This is a genomic window from Myxococcus sp. CA023 (assembly GCF_010998615.1).
GTDB lineage: Bacteria > Myxococcota > Myxococcia > Myxococcales > Myxococcaceae > Myxococcus.
Map to the genome: position 1 here is coordinate 1 of NZ_JAAEAH010000128.1, position 15962 is coordinate 15962.

At 70.0% G+C, this 15962-nt stretch carries 16 protein-coding genes and 1 pseudogene; 6 read left to right on the plus strand and 11 right to left on the minus strand.

The genetic code is table 11. The features are described 5' to 3' along the window. Positions 1 to 275 precede the first annotated feature (275 nt). The 4 genes from F8M74_RS35570 to pdxA all read left to right on the plus strand — a co-directional run bounded on the left by F8M74_RS35570 (position 276) and on the right by pdxA (position 4479). Positions 276 to 1295, plus strand: coding sequence for an alpha/beta fold hydrolase (locus tag F8M74_RS35570; RefSeq protein WP_011550603.1), 1020 nt, complete (start codon positions 276 to 278; stop codon positions 1293 to 1295). A 106-nt stretch (positions 1296 to 1401) separates the two neighbouring features. After that, the gene (locus F8M74_RS35575; RefSeq protein ID WP_171410528.1) at positions 1402 to 2400 is read left to right on the plus strand and encodes a peptidyl-prolyl cis-trans isomerase; all 999 of its coding nucleotides are present in this window, start codon (positions 1402 to 1404) and stop codon (positions 2398 to 2400) included. Between the two features lie 64 nt (positions 2401 to 2464). Continuing rightward, the gene (locus F8M74_RS35580; protein WP_171410529.1) at positions 2465 to 3433 is read left to right on the plus strand and encodes a peptidylprolyl isomerase; all 969 of its coding nucleotides are present in this window, start codon (positions 2465 to 2467) and stop codon (positions 3431 to 3433) included. 5 nt (positions 3434 to 3438) lie between these two features. Next, positions 3439 to 4479 carry a 4-hydroxythreonine-4-phosphate dehydrogenase PdxA gene (gene pdxA, locus F8M74_RS35585; protein WP_141258295.1) on the plus strand — a complete coding sequence of 347 codons (1041 nt, stop codon included), beginning with the start codon at positions 3439 to 3441 and terminating at the stop codon, positions 4477 to 4479. Positions 4480 to 4756: 277 nt separating this feature from the next. Here pdxA and F8M74_RS35590 read toward each other — a convergent pair whose 3' ends face one another. Beyond that, the gene (locus F8M74_RS35590; RefSeq protein ID WP_141258298.1) at positions 4757 to 6244 is read right to left on the minus strand and encodes an AgmX/PglI C-terminal domain-containing protein; all 1488 of its coding nucleotides are present in this window, start codon (positions 6242 to 6244) and stop codon (positions 4757 to 4759) included. Between the two features lie 321 nt (positions 6245 to 6565). Between F8M74_RS35590 and F8M74_RS35595 the strand changes: the two genes are divergently transcribed. After that, a complete protein-coding gene (locus tag F8M74_RS35595) occupies positions 6566 to 6997 on the plus strand; it encodes a nuclear transport factor 2 family protein (protein WP_141258300.1) in 432 nt (143 codons plus the stop codon). Positions 6998 to 7132: 135 nt separating this feature from the next. Continuing rightward, on the plus strand, positions 7133 to 7714 hold the full coding sequence (locus F8M74_RS35600) for a carboxypeptidase-like regulatory domain-containing protein (protein WP_228560246.1): 582 nt from the start codon (positions 7133 to 7135) through the stop codon (positions 7712 to 7714). Here the strand turns inward: F8M74_RS35600 and F8M74_RS35605 are convergent. The 10 genes and pseudogenes from F8M74_RS35605 to F8M74_RS35650 all read right to left on the minus strand — a co-directional run. After that, a complete protein-coding gene (locus F8M74_RS35605) occupies positions 7677 to 9080 on the minus strand; it encodes an aminopeptidase P family protein (protein WP_141258304.1) in 1404 nt (467 codons plus the stop codon). The genes F8M74_RS35600 and F8M74_RS35605 overlap by 38 nt on opposite strands. Before the next feature lie 15 nt (positions 9081 to 9095). After that, positions 9096 to 9476 carry a response regulator gene (locus F8M74_RS35610; RefSeq protein WP_013936365.1) on the minus strand — a complete coding sequence of 127 codons (381 nt, stop codon included), beginning with the start codon at positions 9474 to 9476 and terminating at the stop codon, positions 9096 to 9098. Further along, complete coding sequence (locus tag F8M74_RS35615) at positions 9476 to 10204, minus strand: sensor histidine kinase (RefSeq protein WP_141258305.1); 729 nt, start codon at positions 10202 to 10204, stop codon at positions 9476 to 9478. Before F8M74_RS35615 ends, F8M74_RS35610 begins: the two co-directional genes overlap by 1 nt. A 3-nt stretch (positions 10205 to 10207) precedes the next feature. Further along, complete coding sequence (locus tag F8M74_RS35620; RefSeq protein ID WP_140786870.1) at positions 10208 to 10975, minus strand: response regulator; 768 nt, start codon at positions 10973 to 10975, stop codon at positions 10208 to 10210. Beyond that, entirely contained in the window at positions 10972 to 12372 is a 1401-nt protein-coding gene (locus tag F8M74_RS35625) for a sensor histidine kinase (protein ID WP_141258307.1), read from the minus strand. Before F8M74_RS35625 ends, F8M74_RS35620 begins: the two co-directional genes overlap by 4 nt. Further along, entirely contained in the window at positions 12369 to 12971 is a 603-nt protein-coding gene (locus F8M74_RS35630; protein WP_228560244.1) for a RedB protein, read from the minus strand. Before F8M74_RS35630 ends, F8M74_RS35625 begins: the two co-directional genes overlap by 4 nt. Before the next feature lie 8 nt (positions 12972 to 12979). Continuing rightward, positions 12980 to 13141 carry a hypothetical protein gene (locus F8M74_RS35635; protein ID WP_153881043.1) on the minus strand — a complete coding sequence of 54 codons (162 nt, stop codon included), beginning with the start codon at positions 13139 to 13141 and terminating at the stop codon, positions 12980 to 12982. A 137-nt stretch (positions 13142 to 13278) separates the two neighbouring features. Next, positions 13279 to 13614 (minus strand): HPF/RaiA family ribosome-associated protein, encoded by a 336-nt coding sequence (locus F8M74_RS35640; RefSeq protein WP_140786867.1) that lies wholly within the window; start codon positions 13612 to 13614, stop codon positions 13279 to 13281. A gap of 220 nt (positions 13615 to 13834) precedes the next feature. Beyond that, entirely contained in the window at positions 13835 to 14845 is a 1011-nt protein-coding gene (locus F8M74_RS35645; RefSeq protein WP_141258310.1) for a zinc-dependent alcohol dehydrogenase family protein, read from the minus strand. 64 nt (positions 14846 to 14909) lie between these two features. After that, positions 14910 to 15962: pseudogene (locus F8M74_RS35650) on the minus strand (hypothetical protein); the annotation flags it as partial.

A 15962-nucleotide genomic window follows, 5' to 3' on the forward strand; every position in this document is an offset into this window, starting at 1 on the left:
TCCCCCACCACGCCCAACAACCGCACCTGGTGCCGCTCCATCTTCCGAAGGGCCGCCAGAAGGGTATCCGTGGGAAAAACGGTGGCGAAAAGGGAGGACCACATTTCCTTCCAAGCCTGTTTCCGCCGCATTGCCACCTCCTCCGAGTCGTTGCCTACATCTCCCTGCAACAGTCCTGCCGGGCGGGTGCTTGCTCACCAATGAACACGGCATGGCCCCGCGGTCCGGCTTAGACTGGCGACGTGACTCGTCGACAGGTGGCACGGTTGGGTCGGATGGCGGACCTCTTTTCGCGAACGATGGTGCGCGGGAAGGAGGGGCTGCTGACGCTCACCTTCCGCCCGGACGAGCTGTACCGGGTGCCCACGGACGACGGGGCCTCCATTGCCCTGGGCCGCTACCACGCCCGAGGCGAGAAGCGCTTCGCCCAGCCCGTCATCCTCTGCCACGGGTTGGGAGCCAACCGCTTCCACATGGACTTCGACGAGCAGTACAGCCTGGCCCGCTACCTGGCCCGGTCTGGCTTCGAAACGTGGGTGCTGGAGCTGCGGGGCCGGGGGCTGGCGGGCGACTGCCCGGATTTCAACTTCGACGACCAGGCCGAGCACGACGTGCGCACGGCGGTGCGTACCGTCTTGTCCACAGGTGCGAAGGAAGTGCTCTGGGTTGGTCATTCCAAGGGCGGGCTGATGCTCTATGCCCACCTGGCGAAGACGCCGCAGGCGCCCGTGCGGGCGGCCGTCACCCTGGGCAGTCCCTTCACCTTCGCGGTGCAGCCGGGCCTGCGGACCTTCATCCAGAAGGTGGAGCCGGTGCTGAAGCTGCGGGTCATCCCCACCAGCCGCGTCACCAGCATCGCCCTGTTCGGCGCGCCGCCGGGGCCCATGAGCCGCTACATGATGCTGGCGGAGAACATGGAGACGGAGGTGGTGCGGCGCGCGCTGGCCAACGTGCCCGCCGACATCGCCGGCGGCGTGGGGCGCCAGTTCGCGCGGTGGATCACCACCAACCGCTTCACGTCCTACAACGGCGAGTTCGACTACCGCGAGTCCCTGTCCCGGGTGACCATCCCCTTCCTGCTGCTGGCGGGCAGCAAGGACCTGCTGGCCCCACCCATGGCGGTGGCGCGCGCCAAGGAGTACCTGGGCGGGCCGGTGAAAGTCCTCGTCGCCGGCAAGGCCCACGGCTTCGGGGCGGACTACGGGCACGCGGACCTGGTCCTGGGCCGCCGGGCCCCGGACGAAATCTTCCCCCTGGTGGAGGCGTTCCTCTCCGCACACGCGACGCAGCCGTAGGCCCGGTGAGGTTGTCCGGCCCTGCCCGGCGTGCTACCGGAACGGGCCTCGCGCCATGACTGACGGCTTGCCAATCTGGAGCCCTCCCCCTCACGAGGCCCCGCGCATGCGCTTTTCTCCCACCCGCGCCTTCCTGGTCCCACTCGCCATCGCCCTGGCCGCAGGGGTGGGCATGCCCGCCTGCACCAAGCCCGTGATGGAGACGCCGGAGGCCCTGGTGGTCGCCAGCGTCAACGGCGAGGTGCTCAGCCGGGCGGACTTCGAACAGGAACTGTGGCGCGAGCTGGCGCTGACAGACGTGTCCCAGCGCACCTTGGAGGACGTGGAACCCTTCAAGCGCGCGCTCCTCGACACGTACATCCACCGGATGCTGCTGCTGCAGGAGGCTCGCAAGCACAACATCACCGTCACCCCGGAGGAGGTGGACCGGGGGGTCCTGCGGCTGTCGGGAGACTATCCGGCGGGCAACTTCAACGAGGTCCTGGCCCAGGGGCAGCTGTCCATGGCGGAGCTGCGCTCGCGGGAAGCAAGCCGGCTGACCATCGAAAAGCTGTTCGCCAGCCACGTCTATTCGCGCGTGGCGGTGACTGAAGAAGAACTGCGGGCCTGGTACGGCGCGCACGAGAAGGACTTCCACGAGCCCGAGCAGGTCCACGCCGCGCAAATCGTGGTGAAGGGCCTGGACGAGGCACGGCGGCTGCAAACCCAGCTCAAGTCCGGCAAGAAGTTCGCGGACCTGGCGCGCAGGTATTCGCTCAGCGCGGACGCCAAGGTGGGAGGCGACCTGGGGTTCTTCCCCCGGGGGCAGATGCCGCCCGCCTTCGACGAGGTGGTATTCAAGCTGGGGGTGGGGCAGGTTTCGGACGTGGTGTCTACCGAGTACGGCTTCCACCTGTTCCGCGTGCTGGAGCGCAAGCCGGCGCGCAAGCGGGAGTTCGTGGAAGTCCGTTCGCTGGTGGAGGGCAAGCTGCTGGAGCAGAAGCGGTCGCAGGCGCAGGAGACGTTCGAACAGGAGCTGCGGCAGAAGGCGCAGGTCCAGGTGAACGAGGCCACGTTGCAGGCCATCCGCGGGCGTCCGGCGCCTCAGCAGGCGACGGCGGAGTGACGACGAAATCGAAGACCGGGGCGGCGGTTGGACGCGCCCGGGGTGGTACGGAAGGATGGCGGGAATGAAGAAGCTGGTGGCGGCAATCGCGGCGGTGGCGCTCCTGGGGAGCAGCGGGGCGGCGCACGCGGAGCTGGTGGACAAGGTGGCCGCGGTGGTGAACCGCGACATCATCGCGCTGTCCGAGGTGCAGCAGCGCGCGGCGCCGGAGATGGCCCGCGTCAACGACCCGGATCCGCGCAAGCGCGGCGAGCAGCGGCTGCAGCTGATGAAGACGGCCCTGGACACCCTCATCGGCGAGAAGCTGATGGAGTCCGAAATCGCGCAGCTGGGCATCACCGCCAGCGAGGCGGAGGTGGATGAGCTGGTGGCGGACGTGCGCCAGCAGAACAACATCACCGACCCCGCGCAGTTCGAGCAGCTCCTGCTGGGTGAAGGCCTCACCATGGCCACCTACCGGGACATGATGCGCAAGCGCATCCTGCGTGACCGCCTGCTGCGAATGAAGGTGGGCCCCCAGGTGAAAATCACCGAGGAGGACCTCAAGGCCGCGTACACGCAGTACACGCGCATGGAGAGCGGTGACTCGGAGGTCCACGCGCGCCACATCCTGGTGCAGGTGGACGCCAAGGCCACGGCGGAGCAGGTGGAAGCCGCCAAGAAGCGGGCGGAGGCCATCGCCACGGAAGCGCGCCGGCCGGGCATGGACTTCGCCTCGCTGGCCCGCGCCCGCAGCGAAGGCCCCAGCGCCGCGGACGGCGGTGACCTGGGCTGGTTCAAGCGTGGCGTCATGGTCGCGGCCTTCGAGAAGGCCGCGTTCGGCCTCCCCGAGGGCGGCGTCAGTGAGCCGGTGCGCACCAACTTCGGCTGGCACGTGCTGAAGGTGGAGGAGCGCCGCTCGGTGGCCGCCGAGTCCTACGAGGAGATGCGCTCCAAGCTGGAGGGCAAGCTGCTCCAGGAGAAGACGGAGAAGTTCCTCGACCAGTACGTGCAGGAACTGCGGCAGAAGGCCAACATCGACGTGAAGATGTAGCCGCCGTGGGCCTTCCGCTCGTCGGAATCTCCCTGGGAGACGTGTCGGGCATCGGGCCGGAAGTGACGGCCGCGGCCCTGACGAAGCCCTCCGTGCGCAAGGTGCTCGTCCCCGTCATCTTCGGAGACGGGCCCACGCTGGCGCGCTTCCCCGCCTTCCGGCGCTATGCCCGCGTGGAGCCCTCCGCCCTGGGCCGCGTGGAGGGCCCCACCGTGGTGGAGGTGACGCGGCTCGCGGAGAAGAACCGCGTGCCCGGAAAGCCCTCGCGCGAGGGCGGCCGCGCGCAGTACGCCTTCGTGACGGCGGCCATCGACGCGATGCGGGCCGGACACGTGGACGCGCTGTGCACCGCGCCCGTGTCGAAGGAGCAGATTTCCCGCGCGGGCATCCCCTTCATGGGCCACACCGAAGTGCTGGCGGAGGCCTTCGGCGTGGACGTGATGATGCTGATGGATGGGCCTCGCGTGCGTGTGGCCCTGGCCACCAACCACGTGCCCCTGGCGGACCTGCCGCGCCTGCTCACCGTGGACGGCCTGACGGCGCAGCTCAAGCTGCTGTCGCGCAGCCTGGAGCCAGTGGTGGGCCACAAGCCGCGCATCGCTGTGCTGGGGCTCAACCCGCACGCGGGCGAAGGTGGGCTGCTGGGACGCGAAGAGGTGGAGGTAATTGGCCCCGCCATCCGCAAGGCCCGCGCGGCCCGGGTGGACGCGCATGGGCCCATCCCCGCGGACGGGCTCTTCGCGAAGCCGGACCAGGTGGGCGCGCGCTACGACGCGGTGCTGGCCATGTACCACGACCAGGGGCTCATCCCGGCCAAGGCGCTGGACTTCGAGCGCACGGTGAACGTGACGCTGGGCCTGCCCGTGCCGCGCACGTCTCCCGACCACGGCACGGCCTACGCCATCGCTGGCAAGGGTGAGGCGAGCTGCGTGCCCATGGTGGAAGCGCTGCTCAAGGCCGCCCAACTCGCGGGAGCCCGTCTTGCACACCAGGCAACCGGTCGACGTGCTCGGCCAGGTCCGCTCCGTCCTTCGCCGGGTCGATGAGCTGAACGTGCGCCCCGGAGCCACTGTCCGGGAGCACCAGCACGCTCACGAGGCCCCGGGGACACTCACCCAGGCAGCCTGACGCAATCACCCGTGTCCGCTCGGCGAGGCCCCGTCCTGCCAGGGCCTCCCGCAGCCGGCGTGGCAGGTCCACGCCACCGGCGCTGGCCTCCAGCCGCACGAGGCAGCGGTGGCAGACGTGCAACTCCGTGGGCTCCGGCGGACTGGGCGCTGGCATTCCAGGTGGAAGCATAGAAGCCAGTAGTCCGCCCGCGCCTCAGAAGATGAAGGGGAAGCGGATGGGCTCCTGCATCCGCACCTGATGCACCGGGAACTTCCAGCGGCGCACCACGTCCTCGATGCAGCGCGACAGCGGCGTGGCGCGCAGCGCGGCGGTGTCCATGGACACGTTGAGCGTCTCACCGCTGGGGAGCACCGACCACTGCACCATGAAGCGACCACCGGCCTCCATCGGCGTGCCCTGCGCGTGTGAGCGCAGGCAGGCAGTGATGGCGGGCTGGTTGTTCAGCACCACCTGCTTCACGTCCTCCGGCGTGAGGTGCTCCTTCACGTCCACCGCGGGCGGCACGTAGACGGTGCGCGCGGGCGCCTCCGCCTTCGAGACCTCCGCGTCCGCGTCTTCCGTGAAGCCCAGCTCGCGCGCGAAGGCCTCATCGAGGTCCGCGTACGGCCCCTTCTCCAACGTGTCCTCCTCCACGGCCTCCGCGACGACATCACCCGGTGAAGTCGCGATGGCGTCCTGGGAAGCAGTGCCTTCCGCACCCGTGTCTCCCAGGTCGAGTTCGACGGGAGCAGGCGGCAGGGCCGACGCCCCGTCCGTCTTCGCGGGGGCCATGCGCTTGATGGGCGCGGGGCTCACCACCGCGAGCGACTCCGCCATGGGCGTGCCCGGGTTTCGCGCCGGCGCCGAGGCAGGCACGGAGACGTGCGACGAGGCAGCGAGCGCCGCGTCCGGAGATGAACCGCTCACGGCGGCCTGCGTGAACGTGCTCGCTCCAATGGCGTGCCCAGACGGAGCGGCGGTGCGCATCGCGGCGCCGGCGCCAGCCGAGGACAGGCCCGCCTGGGCATCACCGCTCGCGCCAAGGACAGCGCCGTGCGCCGTGCGCCGGATGGCATCATCGACGCGCGCCTGCGTCCCAGTGAAATCTCCGCGCACGTAGAGTCCCGCGACCAGCAGCAGGCCCGCCGTCAGCGCGCCCACGGCCGCCGCGCCCATCAACGCCCCGGCGCGAAGTCCCAGGACACGGCCTGTCTCGGTCGCACTCGCACCGCGCCACCGCGTGGATTCCAGGTGCGCATGCGGCGGCGCATCACCCCACATGGGCGCATCCGGCGCACGCGCCAGCACATCCTCCGCACGCGGCGGCAACAAGGCGCCCAGGGACGTCACCTTCTTCGCACCAGGCGAAGTGCGCATCCACTCGGGAATCTCCACCGTGGGCTCGGGCAACACGTCCAGCGCGTGCGAGGTGGACGGCGGCAGGCGTTCCAGCCACTCCGTCTCCTCCTCCGCGAGTGCGAGCAGCGCGCGCATGCTCGCGGAAACATCCGTCACGGGTGCAGTGTCTTCCACGACAGCGTCGTCTTCACACGTCTCGAGAAGCTCGCGGTCGAGATACGCGTCGAGGTCTCCCTCGAGCGCCTCGCTCACGCTCACCGTGCCGCGCGGCTCCAACGCACCTGGAGTGCCTTTGCCCTGAGTACGGAACTGCCCTTCAGCTCCGGAAAGAAGCTCGTCCACACGCCCTCCCTCGCCCGCGCTGCACTCACCGGCCCTGACTTCGACAGGGCGTGCAACGTAGGAACCGGCCCTCGTCGCGCCACCCCCCACTGTTCGTCCTTGAACGCTGTGCCCCCTGGAGGCACCGCGCCTGTCCACAGCTTCACCGGGTCAACTCACGGCGGATGGCGCACGCGGCCCCGCAACTTCGCGCTCTGGAGATTCATTCCGCACGCGTGCAGGCGCGTTGTACTCACGACACCTCATGTAACAAGCTCTCCTGCATTCACCCTGCTGGCCGCCTCTGCGTGCGGCCATGTTTCCACCCGGAGTCAGTCACCCATGAGCACGACTTCCACCGATGACATACGCACGCTGACGGAGCTCGCAGGCCGCGTCATGCGCGCCATCCAGACGAAGGACCTGGAGACCATCAAGTCGCTCACGACCGAGGACTTCATCTATCGCGGCGCGGACGGCGCGGAGATGAACCGTGACGCGTTCATCGTGGGCATCGCCGAAATCCCCGGTGACATCACGTCCGTCGAAGCCGAAAAAATGAAGACCCACGTCTTCGGTGACACGGGCGTGCTGGCCGGCGTCCAGCGCTCGCAGGTGCGCATGATGGACGGCAGTGAGGTCACCGACGCCGTGTACTTCACCGACGTGTGGCAGCGCCGCGACGGAAAGTGGCTCATGGTGTTCGCGCACAGCAGCCCGGCCGCGCCCACCGAGGCTCAGCAGGCGCCCGAAGGCGCACCGCAGCAGCAGTAACCCTGCCCCTGCGTCCCACCGGGACGTTCCACACTCCACACCCCGATGCGCAGCGTCAGGCGCCGCGCACCCCACATTGCAGCGCCTCCTACGCAGAGCGCGCATCCTGATACACTCCCAGACAGGGAGGCCGTCATGATGCAGCTCTTGCACGGTGAGCGCCGGTGGCGACTGCCGGCCCAGGGGGAAGACTGGCTCGTCGTACCTTCCGTCGACCTGGAGCGGCTGAAACATCCGCACGCGCCCGTCCCCGACGTCTTCGTCAGCGCCGCCTTGAAGCGCTGGCTGGCCACCCCCGCCGCGCACACGCTGTATGCGATGTACGAAGCGCTCGGAGGCAACCGCCCGCTGGGGCTGTCCGGCCTGGAGCGCGGCCGGTACGAGCAGCGCCTTCAGCAGCGGCTCACCGAGGCCTTTGTGCATGGCGAGCTGGTGGCGCTCCCCATGGCGCGTCCGGTGCTGCTGCCCACGCCCTGGCCGGAACCACCGCCGCTGACGTCCGAGGAAGCCCCCGTCGAGGAACAGACGTGGCTGGCCATCGAGCTGAAGGACGAGGAGGGCAACCCCATCCCCCACGCGCGCTACCTGGTGACGCTCCCGGATGGGAGCACGCGCGAAGGCACCCTCAACAAGAATGGCTACGCGCGCGTGGACGGCGTGAATCCCGGCCAGTGCCAGGTCACCTTCCCGGAGCTGGACGGGCAGAGCTGGTCATGACGGCCTCGATGTCCGAGGCCTCCTTGGGGATGGCGGCGGTGAGCACCTCGTTTCCGCCCGGCGTGACAAGCACGTCGTCCTCGATGCGGATGCCGCGCACGTCCGCGTAGCGCGCCAGCACGTCGCGCTGGAGCCTGTCCTTCGCGCGCGCCATGAGCCGCGCGTCCGACAGGATGGCGGGCACCTGGTACATGCCCGGCTCAATCGTCACCGCCATGCCGGGCTCCAAATCCCGGTCCAACCGCAGCGAGCGGTGACCGAACTCCGGCGAGCGCGTGCGGCCCGGCGCATAGCCCGCCCGGTCCCCCAGGTCCTCCATGTCATGCACGTCCAGCCCCAGCAGGTGGCCCACGCCGTGCGGGAAGAAGAGCGCGGTGACGCCGTCCACCACCAACTCCTCCGGGTCCCCACGGAGGATGCCCAGCGCCACCAGGCCTCGCGCCATCTCCCGGTGCGCGGCCAGGTGCACGTCGCGGTAGCGCGTCCCGGGCTGGACCGCGTCGATGCTGGCCTTCTGCATGCGCAGCACGACGTCGTACAGCTCGCGCTGCGTCGTGCTGAAGCGCCCCGTCACCGGCCACGTGCGCGTCACGTCACAGGCGAAGCCGGCGGGACTTTCACCACCCACGTCCGCCAGCAGCAGGTCTCCCTCGCGCAGCGTGTGGTCATAGCGCAGGTTGTGCAGCACCTCGCCGTGCACGGTGACGATGGGCTGATACGCCGGTCGCACGTCGCGCGAGACGAACTCCGCCTCCATCGCGGCGCGCACCGCGGCCTCCAGGATGCCCGGCCGCGTGGCGCGCATGCCCGCCATGTGGGCCAGCACCGTGACTTCCGCGGCCTGACGCAGCTGCGCCTGCGCGGCGTCGTCATGGCGAAGCCGCAGCGCAATCATCGCGTCCGCCAGCGGCACGTCCACCGCCGCCAGGTGGCCGGGACGCACCTCGCGGCCCAGCAGCGCGGCCACGTCCAGACACGTCTCCAGGTCCGGCGTGGGCAGCGTCGCCACGTCGCGGCCCTTCAACGCCGCGGGCAGCTCGGCGCGCGAGCGCACGGTGCAGCCCGTCCGCTCCGCGATTTCAGCGAAGCCGGGCACCGCGCCGTCCCACAGCGCGTCGTCGGGACCGGGCTCGGGCAGGTACAGCGTCCAGCCATGGCCGTCATACAGGCCCACGCCGTCCGGCGCCGCGAGCCCGAAGAGGTAGAGGAAGTGGCTCGACGCCCGAAAGGGGAACTGGTCGGCGGCGTAGTTGCGCGGGCGGGGGCGGCTCGACGCCAGCAGCGCGGCTGCGCTCCCCAGGGCTTTCGCCAGCTGCTCCCGCCGTCGGGTGAGAGCGGAGCGCTCGGAAACGGAAGGGAGCAGCATTCTGGAGCCTCGCGTTCAGGCACCCAGCGGGCGCTGGGGCAACAGCTTGAAAAGGAAGGCCAGCAGGTCGTCGAAGTGGCCGCCCTTGCGGAAGACGGCGTCCACCGGCATGTCGATTTTCCCGTCATGACCGGTGACGAAGACGACCTTGGTCTTCGGCATGTGGTGGCGCACCAGCGGAATCAGCCCCGTCCCAAAGCCGTCACCCAGGCTCTGGTCCAACAGCACGGCGTCATACGCGCGAGGCCGGTTCAATAATCCCGCGGCCTCCGAATAGGAACCGGCGGTGACGACCGCGAAGCCCGCATCCTCCAAAAGCGCGGACAGCGTCATCCGGTTGGAAGGGTCGTCTTCCACGAGCAGCAGGCAACGCCCGAACGTCCAGTTCGTCTCCATCACTTGCTCCCCCGAGTCACGTCATTCCGGTCATGGGCCCCGGCCTCCGGGCCCGTGAATTGGATTTCCACGTAGGTGCCCCCGGAGGGGCCCGCGCCCAGGTCCAGTTGCCAGCCATGCCGCACGGCCGTCCGGTGGACGATGCTCAGCCCCAGCCCGGCGTGGTGGGACCGCGTGGTGAAGAAGGGCTCCAGGGCGCGCGAGTACGCCTCCGCCGCCAGGCCCTCTCCGGTGTCCTCCACACGCAGGCACACGCCGCTTTCGGTGTCGCGCGTGCGCACCGTGAGCGTCCCGCCGCGCGGCATGGCCTCCAGCGCGTTGTCCACGAGGCAGCGCACCAGCAGCGCCAGGTCCTCCACCTCCAGCGGGACGCCGCCCTGCTCCCTCAGGTCGCGCACCACCTCCACCGACGGCGGCACCTGGGCCTCGGCGAGCGCGTGCTCCACGCCATCGCGGGCGCTGCACCGGGGACGCGTGCCACCGGTGAGCGGCGGCGCGCGCTTGGAGAGCACGTCCTCGGCGGACGTCAGCTCTTTTTCGATGAGCTGGAAGAAGGTCTCCACGCGCGGGTCCGCGCTCCAGAGGTCCGTCTTCTTCACCTGCCGCATCAAGTAGAACGAGGCGTTGCGGATGCTGGCCAGCTTGTTGCGCAGGTCGTGCCGCAGGGTGGAGGCCACCACGTCCGCCACCGCCGCCCGCTCACGCGCCTGGAGGTCTCTGCCTGCCATGGGTCAAATCCTCGCGCCTTGCAGCCCTTGTTGAGGCCGGCCTCGCACCCTTGCAATCGCCTGTACCAGCTCGCGCAACGGTACCGGCTTGGTCATGCACACCACCGCGCCCTGCGCCGCCACCCTGCGGAGCATCTCCGGCACCACGTGGCCGGACACGGCGATGATGGCGACGGACAGGTTCGCCGCGCGCACCTTGGACACCAGCTCCGGCCCACTCATCTCCGGCATCACCAGGTCCAGCACGCAGACGTCGTATTCCCCCGAACGCAACGAGGACAACGCCTCCTCGCCGCTGTACACGGCGCGCGCGCGCAGCCCCACCGTGCTCAGGGCGCGCACCATGCCGCGCGCCACCTGTTCGGTGTCGTCCACCACCAGGACCTGCGGCGCCGCCGCCGCGCGCAGCACCGTGTCCAGCGCGTGCGTCACATCGAAGGGCTTGGGCAGCACGGTGAAGGCGCCCTCGGCGAGCGCGTCATCCACCAGCTCCTCCGCCGTGAAGGCCGTCATCAGCACCACCGGCATGTCGGGGCGCTCCTGCTTGATGCGGCGCAAGAGCTCCACGCCGTGCAGGCCGGGCATGCGGATATCCGTGAGCACCACGTCCACGGATTGCTTCTCCAGGAGGCGCAAGGCCTCCTCACCATTGGCCGCCTCGAGGACCGTGTGGCCCTCCAGCTCCAGGTTCGCGGCCAAGGTGATGCGAAGCGACTCCTCGTCGTCGACCAGCAGGATGCGCGCGGGGGCCACTGCGACGTCCTCCATCATGCGGCCTGGGCCGCCGCTGCCGCGGGGAGCTCGATGAGGAACTCACTACCCCGCTCCGCTTCGCTGCGCACAGAGATTGTGCCGCCATGACGTTGCACCATGTTGGCGACAATGGCCAGTCCCAAGCCGGTGCCACGCGTCTTCGTGGTGAAGAGCGGTTCGAAAATCTTGGGCAGCACCTCCGGAGGAATCCCCGCGCCGTCATCCACGACCCGGATGCGCCAGGGACTCGCGTCTCCACCTTCCGCTACGACTGAAACCACTCCATTGCGCCCCACGGGCATGGCCTCCACCGCGTTCTGCACCAGGTTCACCAGGACCTGACGGAACTGCTCCTTGTCCAGGTGCGGCACCGGCAACGACTCCGGCACGTCATTGACGATTCGCACCCCTTCCCGCTGCGGCACCACGCCAATGGCCTCGTCCACCAACGGACGCAGCGGACACGGCTGGAGCGCGGGCGGACGCTCGCGGGCGAAGTCGAGCAGGTCGGAGATGATTTTCGCGCAGGCGTTCAGCTCGCGCTCCATCAGCCCCAGGAACTGGGGGACCCGTGGGTCATCCGCGGCCCCTGCTGGGTCCCTCGTGAGCTTCCGGGAGAGATAGGCGTGGGAGTTGCGCACGGCGGCCAGCGGGTTTCGCAGCTCGTGCCCCACGCTGGCGGCCAGCTGTCCCACCGCGGCCAGCTTCTCCACGCGGATGAGGTGCTCCTGGAAGCCGCTGAGCTCGCGCAGGGCGCGGTCCAGCTCGCGCGCCTTCGCGTGCTCCCGTTCGCGGGCCAGCTCCAGCTCTGCCCGGCGCACCGCCACCTCGCGCAGCTCGCGCAACATGCCCCGGCACGAATACACCAGCACCACGTCGATGAAGGCCACCCAGAAGGCGTGCTCCACGAACCGCCACAGCTCCGGCGGAAGCCCGCCGTAGAGCGAGTGTGACCACATGGTGCCGCGCATCACGTGGTCCACGACGGTGGTGATGCTCGCGGTGAGCAGCACCCATGGGTCGCGGTACAGCGCCAGGAAGGCCAGCGAGCCGAAGATGTGGAAGTGCGTCTCCACCCGGCCGTCCGTCAGGAAGATGAGCAGCGAGGACCAGAGCGCCTGGCATACGGCCACCACGTGACGGGTGGGCGTGGAGCCCGGGCGCCAGCGGGCCATCACCATCGGGAAGGCGCTGAGCAGCGTCCCCACCAGCACGGCCGCCTGGAGCTGCGCGCCGCTGCCCCGCGGACCGAACAGGGCGATGACGATGCCCACCGCCCACTGCCCCAGCATCAGCCCCGCGAAGAGCCGGTCCGTGCGGACCCGCACCGCGGACAGGTGCTCGCGGAACAGCCGCGCGGCGCGCTCCTTGAGCGCCATGGGCGGGCTGGACGTCTCGGCGCGCGCCGGGCTCATGGCACGCTCCCGCGGGGGTCTTCCAGCTCACAGCCGTAGACGGCGTGCCCGGCCGGCGCTTTCGGTGGCGCGCCACCCAGCAGCGCCTCCACCGCGGCGCGCCCGGCGTTGTCGCCCACGTGGCCCCGGGCCGTGGTGATGCCGCCGCTGAAGCGCAGCGCCCCACCCGCGTCGTAGAAGAGCACCTGACCGGAGGTGACGGCGCCGAAGCGCTCCGCCTGGACGCCGCCCTCGTCGCGCAGGGCGATGACGCCCGGAATCGCCGCCGCGGAGCGCCACAGCTCGCCCTGCTCCCAATCCTTGCCGGTGCCCTCGGGCTTGAGGAAGAGCACGAAGGCGTCGAGCCGCCCCTGTGCCTTCGCCATCACCAACGAGAGTTCTCCCATGCTCGCGCGCGTGCAGGGACAGAGCGGGTGCGCCAGCATCACCAGCGTGGGACGGCCCTCCACGCGTGGCACCGTGGAGTCCCCGGGCCAGCGCGCGGGTGCGGCCAGGGACTCGCCGGGCGTGAGGGAATAGCGAGCCAGGGCGAGCGAACCCGCCACGACGCCGCCGAGCCAGACGACGCCGGTCACCACCCACCACCCACGCTTGCCCACGGGGGGCCTCATCGCTCCCCCCCCGGGTTCGCCAGCGACCCATGCAGGCGCCCCGCGCACGGAACCGTGGCGGACTTGGCGAGTGAGGCTGTCGAGTGGACGGCGGCGGTGGTGACGAGGTGGGGAGCCTCGGCGTCGACCCGCAGCACCTGGAGGCGCTGGGCTTTCATGGCGTGACAAGCCACACGATAGCGCCCAGCCCCCCAGGTCTGTCATGGGTTTGAATGGCAAATGTTCGGAATGTGCGTCGCGCGACCGCCCAGCTGGATGTCTGTAATGGGAATGAAGCGCCGCGCGAGCGACACCGTCACCCGTGGTGCGTGTTAAGCGCGTCCGCGTAGTGTTGGAGCTGGCGCCTGGCGGCGTCGAACGCGTCCGTCACCGCTTGATAGGCATCCTCGTGCCCGGTGCGCGCCTGCGGATCCCGGCTGGCGACGATGTTCCGTCCTGGCACACTCACATCCACGCGCACGTGGAAATGCCTGCCGTGCTGCTTGTGCCGGTGCGGCTCCTCCACCACCACGTGGCACCCCACGATGCCGTCGTAGAACTGCTCCAGCTTGCCGGCGTGGTCGCGAATGTGCTCGCTCAGGGCCTCGCTCGTCTCCATGCCCCGATAGGTGATTTGCAGCGCTCGGTTCATCGTCCGCCTCGCGTGGTGGTGCCCCCGGGAAGGGGGCATCGGGTTGCCTTCCCTTCCGGATGCATTTGCGCGGCCAGCGCGCCAGGTCCGCGAAATTCCATCAATCGCCACGCAAGCCACACGCTGCGTTTGCGGCGAAATGGGACACCGCCGCAGTCTCTGCGGGGCGATTTGCCCCACCCACCCTGAGAGGCGGACGTGGGTCCGCCTGGCTCCACGCTCAACCCAGGGCCGCCACCTCCAGCACCGCCGCGCCGTGCACCTGGCCTCGCCTCAGCGCGGTGAGGGCATCGTTGGCGGCGGACAGTGGGAAGGTTTGCACCCATGTGCGCACCGGCACCTTGGGCGCGAGCGCGAGGAAGTCCAGCGCATCCGCCCGGGTGAGGTTCGCCACCGAGCGCACCACCCGCTCCTCCCACAGCAGCGCGTAGGGGAACGCGGGGATGTCGCTCATGTGGATGCCGCCGCACACCACCACGCCGGCCTTGTCCACCGCCCGGAGCGCGGCGGGCACCAGCGCGCCCACGGGCGCGAAGAGGATGGCCGCGTCCAGCCGCTCCGGAGGCACGGTGTCCGAATCCCCGGCCCACTCCGCGCCCAACTCCCGCGCGAACCGCTGTCCCTCCACGTCCCCCGGCCGGGTGAAGGCGAAGACGCGCCGGCCTTGGTGGCGCGCGACCTGGATGAGCAGGTGCGCCGCAGCGCCGAAGCCGTAGAAACCCAGCAGACGGCGCTCCATCCCCACCATGCGGAGACTGCGAAAGCCGATGAGGCCCGCGCACATCAACGGCGCGGCGTGGACGTCGGTGTACTCGGGCGGCAGGGGGAAGCAGAAGCGCTGGTGGGCCACCGTGAACTCCGCGTAGCCACCATCCAGTTGGTACCCCGTGAAGCGTGCCTGCTCGCAGAGGTTCTCCTGGCCGGCCAGACAGAAGCGGCAGTGGCCACAGCTCCAGCCGAGCCAGGGGACGCCCACTCGCGTGCCCACGGGAATGGCCGTCGCCCGCTCGCCCGCCGCCTCCACCGTGGCCACGATTTCATGGCCTGGGACCAGCGGCAGCTTGGGCTTCGGTAGCTCACCGTCCACGACGTGCAGGTCGGTGCGGCAGACCGCACAGGCGCGCACGCGGAGCAACAGCTCCTCCGGGCCAGGGCGAGGAATGGGCAGCCGCGTCTCCTGCAGGGGCTGCCCGACCTCGCGCAGCACCATCGCGCGCATGCTTCCTTCCATGCTTCACCCCCTGGCGCCGCGCACTCCAGAGCAGCGCACCCGGGAGGAAGATGGGAGGGGCTCCTCAAATCTGCACACCCGCGAGCAGGCCCGGCCACATGCGCACGGTGGTGCGGCCCTCGTCCGCGACGTGGCGCCACTGCGGCCCGATGCCCAGCTCCTTCCACGGGTCGCTGTCATCCCAGGTGACGAGCGTGTTGGCGCTGACGCCACCGAACACCGCGAAGTGCCGCGCCACCTGCCAGCCCGCCGTCAGCCGGAGCTGCCCCAGGACATGGTTCGTGTCCTCGAAGAGCCGCTTCGTGTGGACGGTGCTGCTCACCGCGTCGATGTCGAAGAAGAAGCGGCCCATGGGGATGTGGCCGCCCAGGCCCGCGCCCATGACAAAGCGGCGGCGGTCCTCGTCGATGGAGGGGCTGTAGCCCACCGTGAACAGCGAGTAGATGTGACGGCCGCCCAGCTTCACGCCCACGTTGGTGAGCGCCACATCGCTGGCCCAGGCCTGCACATGCGCCTGGCCGCCGCCGACGAAGCTGAGGATGCCCACCGCCTCGCCGTCCAGCTCGCTGGCCACGTTGAGGATGCCCACCTGCGCGCCCGTCACGTTGTTGGCGATGTTGACGATGCCGACCTGCGCGCCATCCACCTCGCCGCCCACGTTGATGATGGAGAGCTGGGCGCCGGAGAGATTCCGCACGTAGCTGACACCCGAGGACATCTGGAGCCCCGTCATCTGCCCCGCCACGTTGAGGCCCGCGGAGGCCTGGAGCCCGTGGACCCGCCCTGTCGCGATGTTGGCGCCCACCGCAGCCTGGAGCCCGCGCACCGGGCCGCCCGACACGTTGGCGCCCACGCCGAGCTGCGCGCCCAGCAAGCTCTTCCCCGCGACGTTGACGGCCACGGCCATCTGCGTGCCATTCACCTCGCCCGACGCGATGTTGCCACCCACCGCGAGCTGCGCGCCTTCCGCGTTCCCGCGCACCACGTTGACGCCCACCGTGGACTGGAGGCCCAGCAGGTCCGCGCCGGCCACGTTGGCGCCCACGGAGAACTGGGCGCCCGTCACCGGCCCCCGGGCCAGGTTGGCGCCCACCGCGAACTGCGCGCCGCTCAGCCC

Coding starts and splice junctions, on each gene's coding strand:
- F8M74_RS35570 (WP_011550603.1), top strand. CDS start 276: ATGGCGGACCTCTTTTCGCGAACGATGGTGCGCGGGAAGGAGGGGCTG.
- F8M74_RS35575 (WP_171410528.1), top strand. CDS start 1,402: ATGCGCTTTTCTCCCACCCGCGCCTTCCTGGTCCCACTCGCCATCGCC.
- F8M74_RS35580 (WP_171410529.1), top strand. CDS start 2,465: ATGAAGAAGCTGGTGGCGGCAATCGCGGCGGTGGCGCTCCTGGGGAGC.
- F8M74_RS35595 (WP_141258300.1), top strand. CDS start 6,566: ATGAGCACGACTTCCACCGATGACATACGCACGCTGACGGAGCTCGCA.
- F8M74_RS35600 (WP_228560246.1), top strand. CDS start 7,133: ATGATGCAGCTCTTGCACGGTGAGCGCCGGTGGCGACTGCCGGCCCAG.
- F8M74_RS35605 (WP_141258304.1), bottom strand. CDS start 9,080: ATGCTGCTCCCTTCCGTTTCCGAGCGCTCCGCTCTCACCCGACGGCGG.
- F8M74_RS35610 (WP_013936365.1), bottom strand. CDS start 9,476: ATGGAGACGAACTGGACGTTCGGGCGTTGCCTGCTGCTCGTGGAAGAC.
- F8M74_RS35615 (WP_141258305.1), bottom strand. CDS start 10,204: ATGGCAGGCAGAGACCTCCAGGCGCGTGAGCGGGCGGCGGTGGCGGAC.
- F8M74_RS35620 (WP_140786870.1), bottom strand. CDS start 10,975: ATGATGGAGGACGTCGCAGTGGCCCCCGCGCGCATCCTGCTGGTCGAC.
- F8M74_RS35625 (WP_141258307.1), bottom strand. CDS start 12,372: ATGAGCCCGGCGCGCGCCGAGACGTCCAGCCCGCCCATGGCGCTCAAG.
- F8M74_RS35635 (WP_153881043.1), bottom strand. CDS start 13,141: ATGAAAGCCCAGCGCCTCCAGGTGCTGCGGGTCGACGCCGAGGCTCCC.
- F8M74_RS35640 (WP_140786867.1), bottom strand. CDS start 13,614: ATGAACCGAGCGCTGCAAATCACCTATCGGGGCATGGAGACGAGCGAG.
- F8M74_RS35645 (WP_141258310.1), bottom strand. CDS start 14,845: ATGGAAGGAAGCATGCGCGCGATGGTGCTGCGCGAGGTCGGGCAGCCC.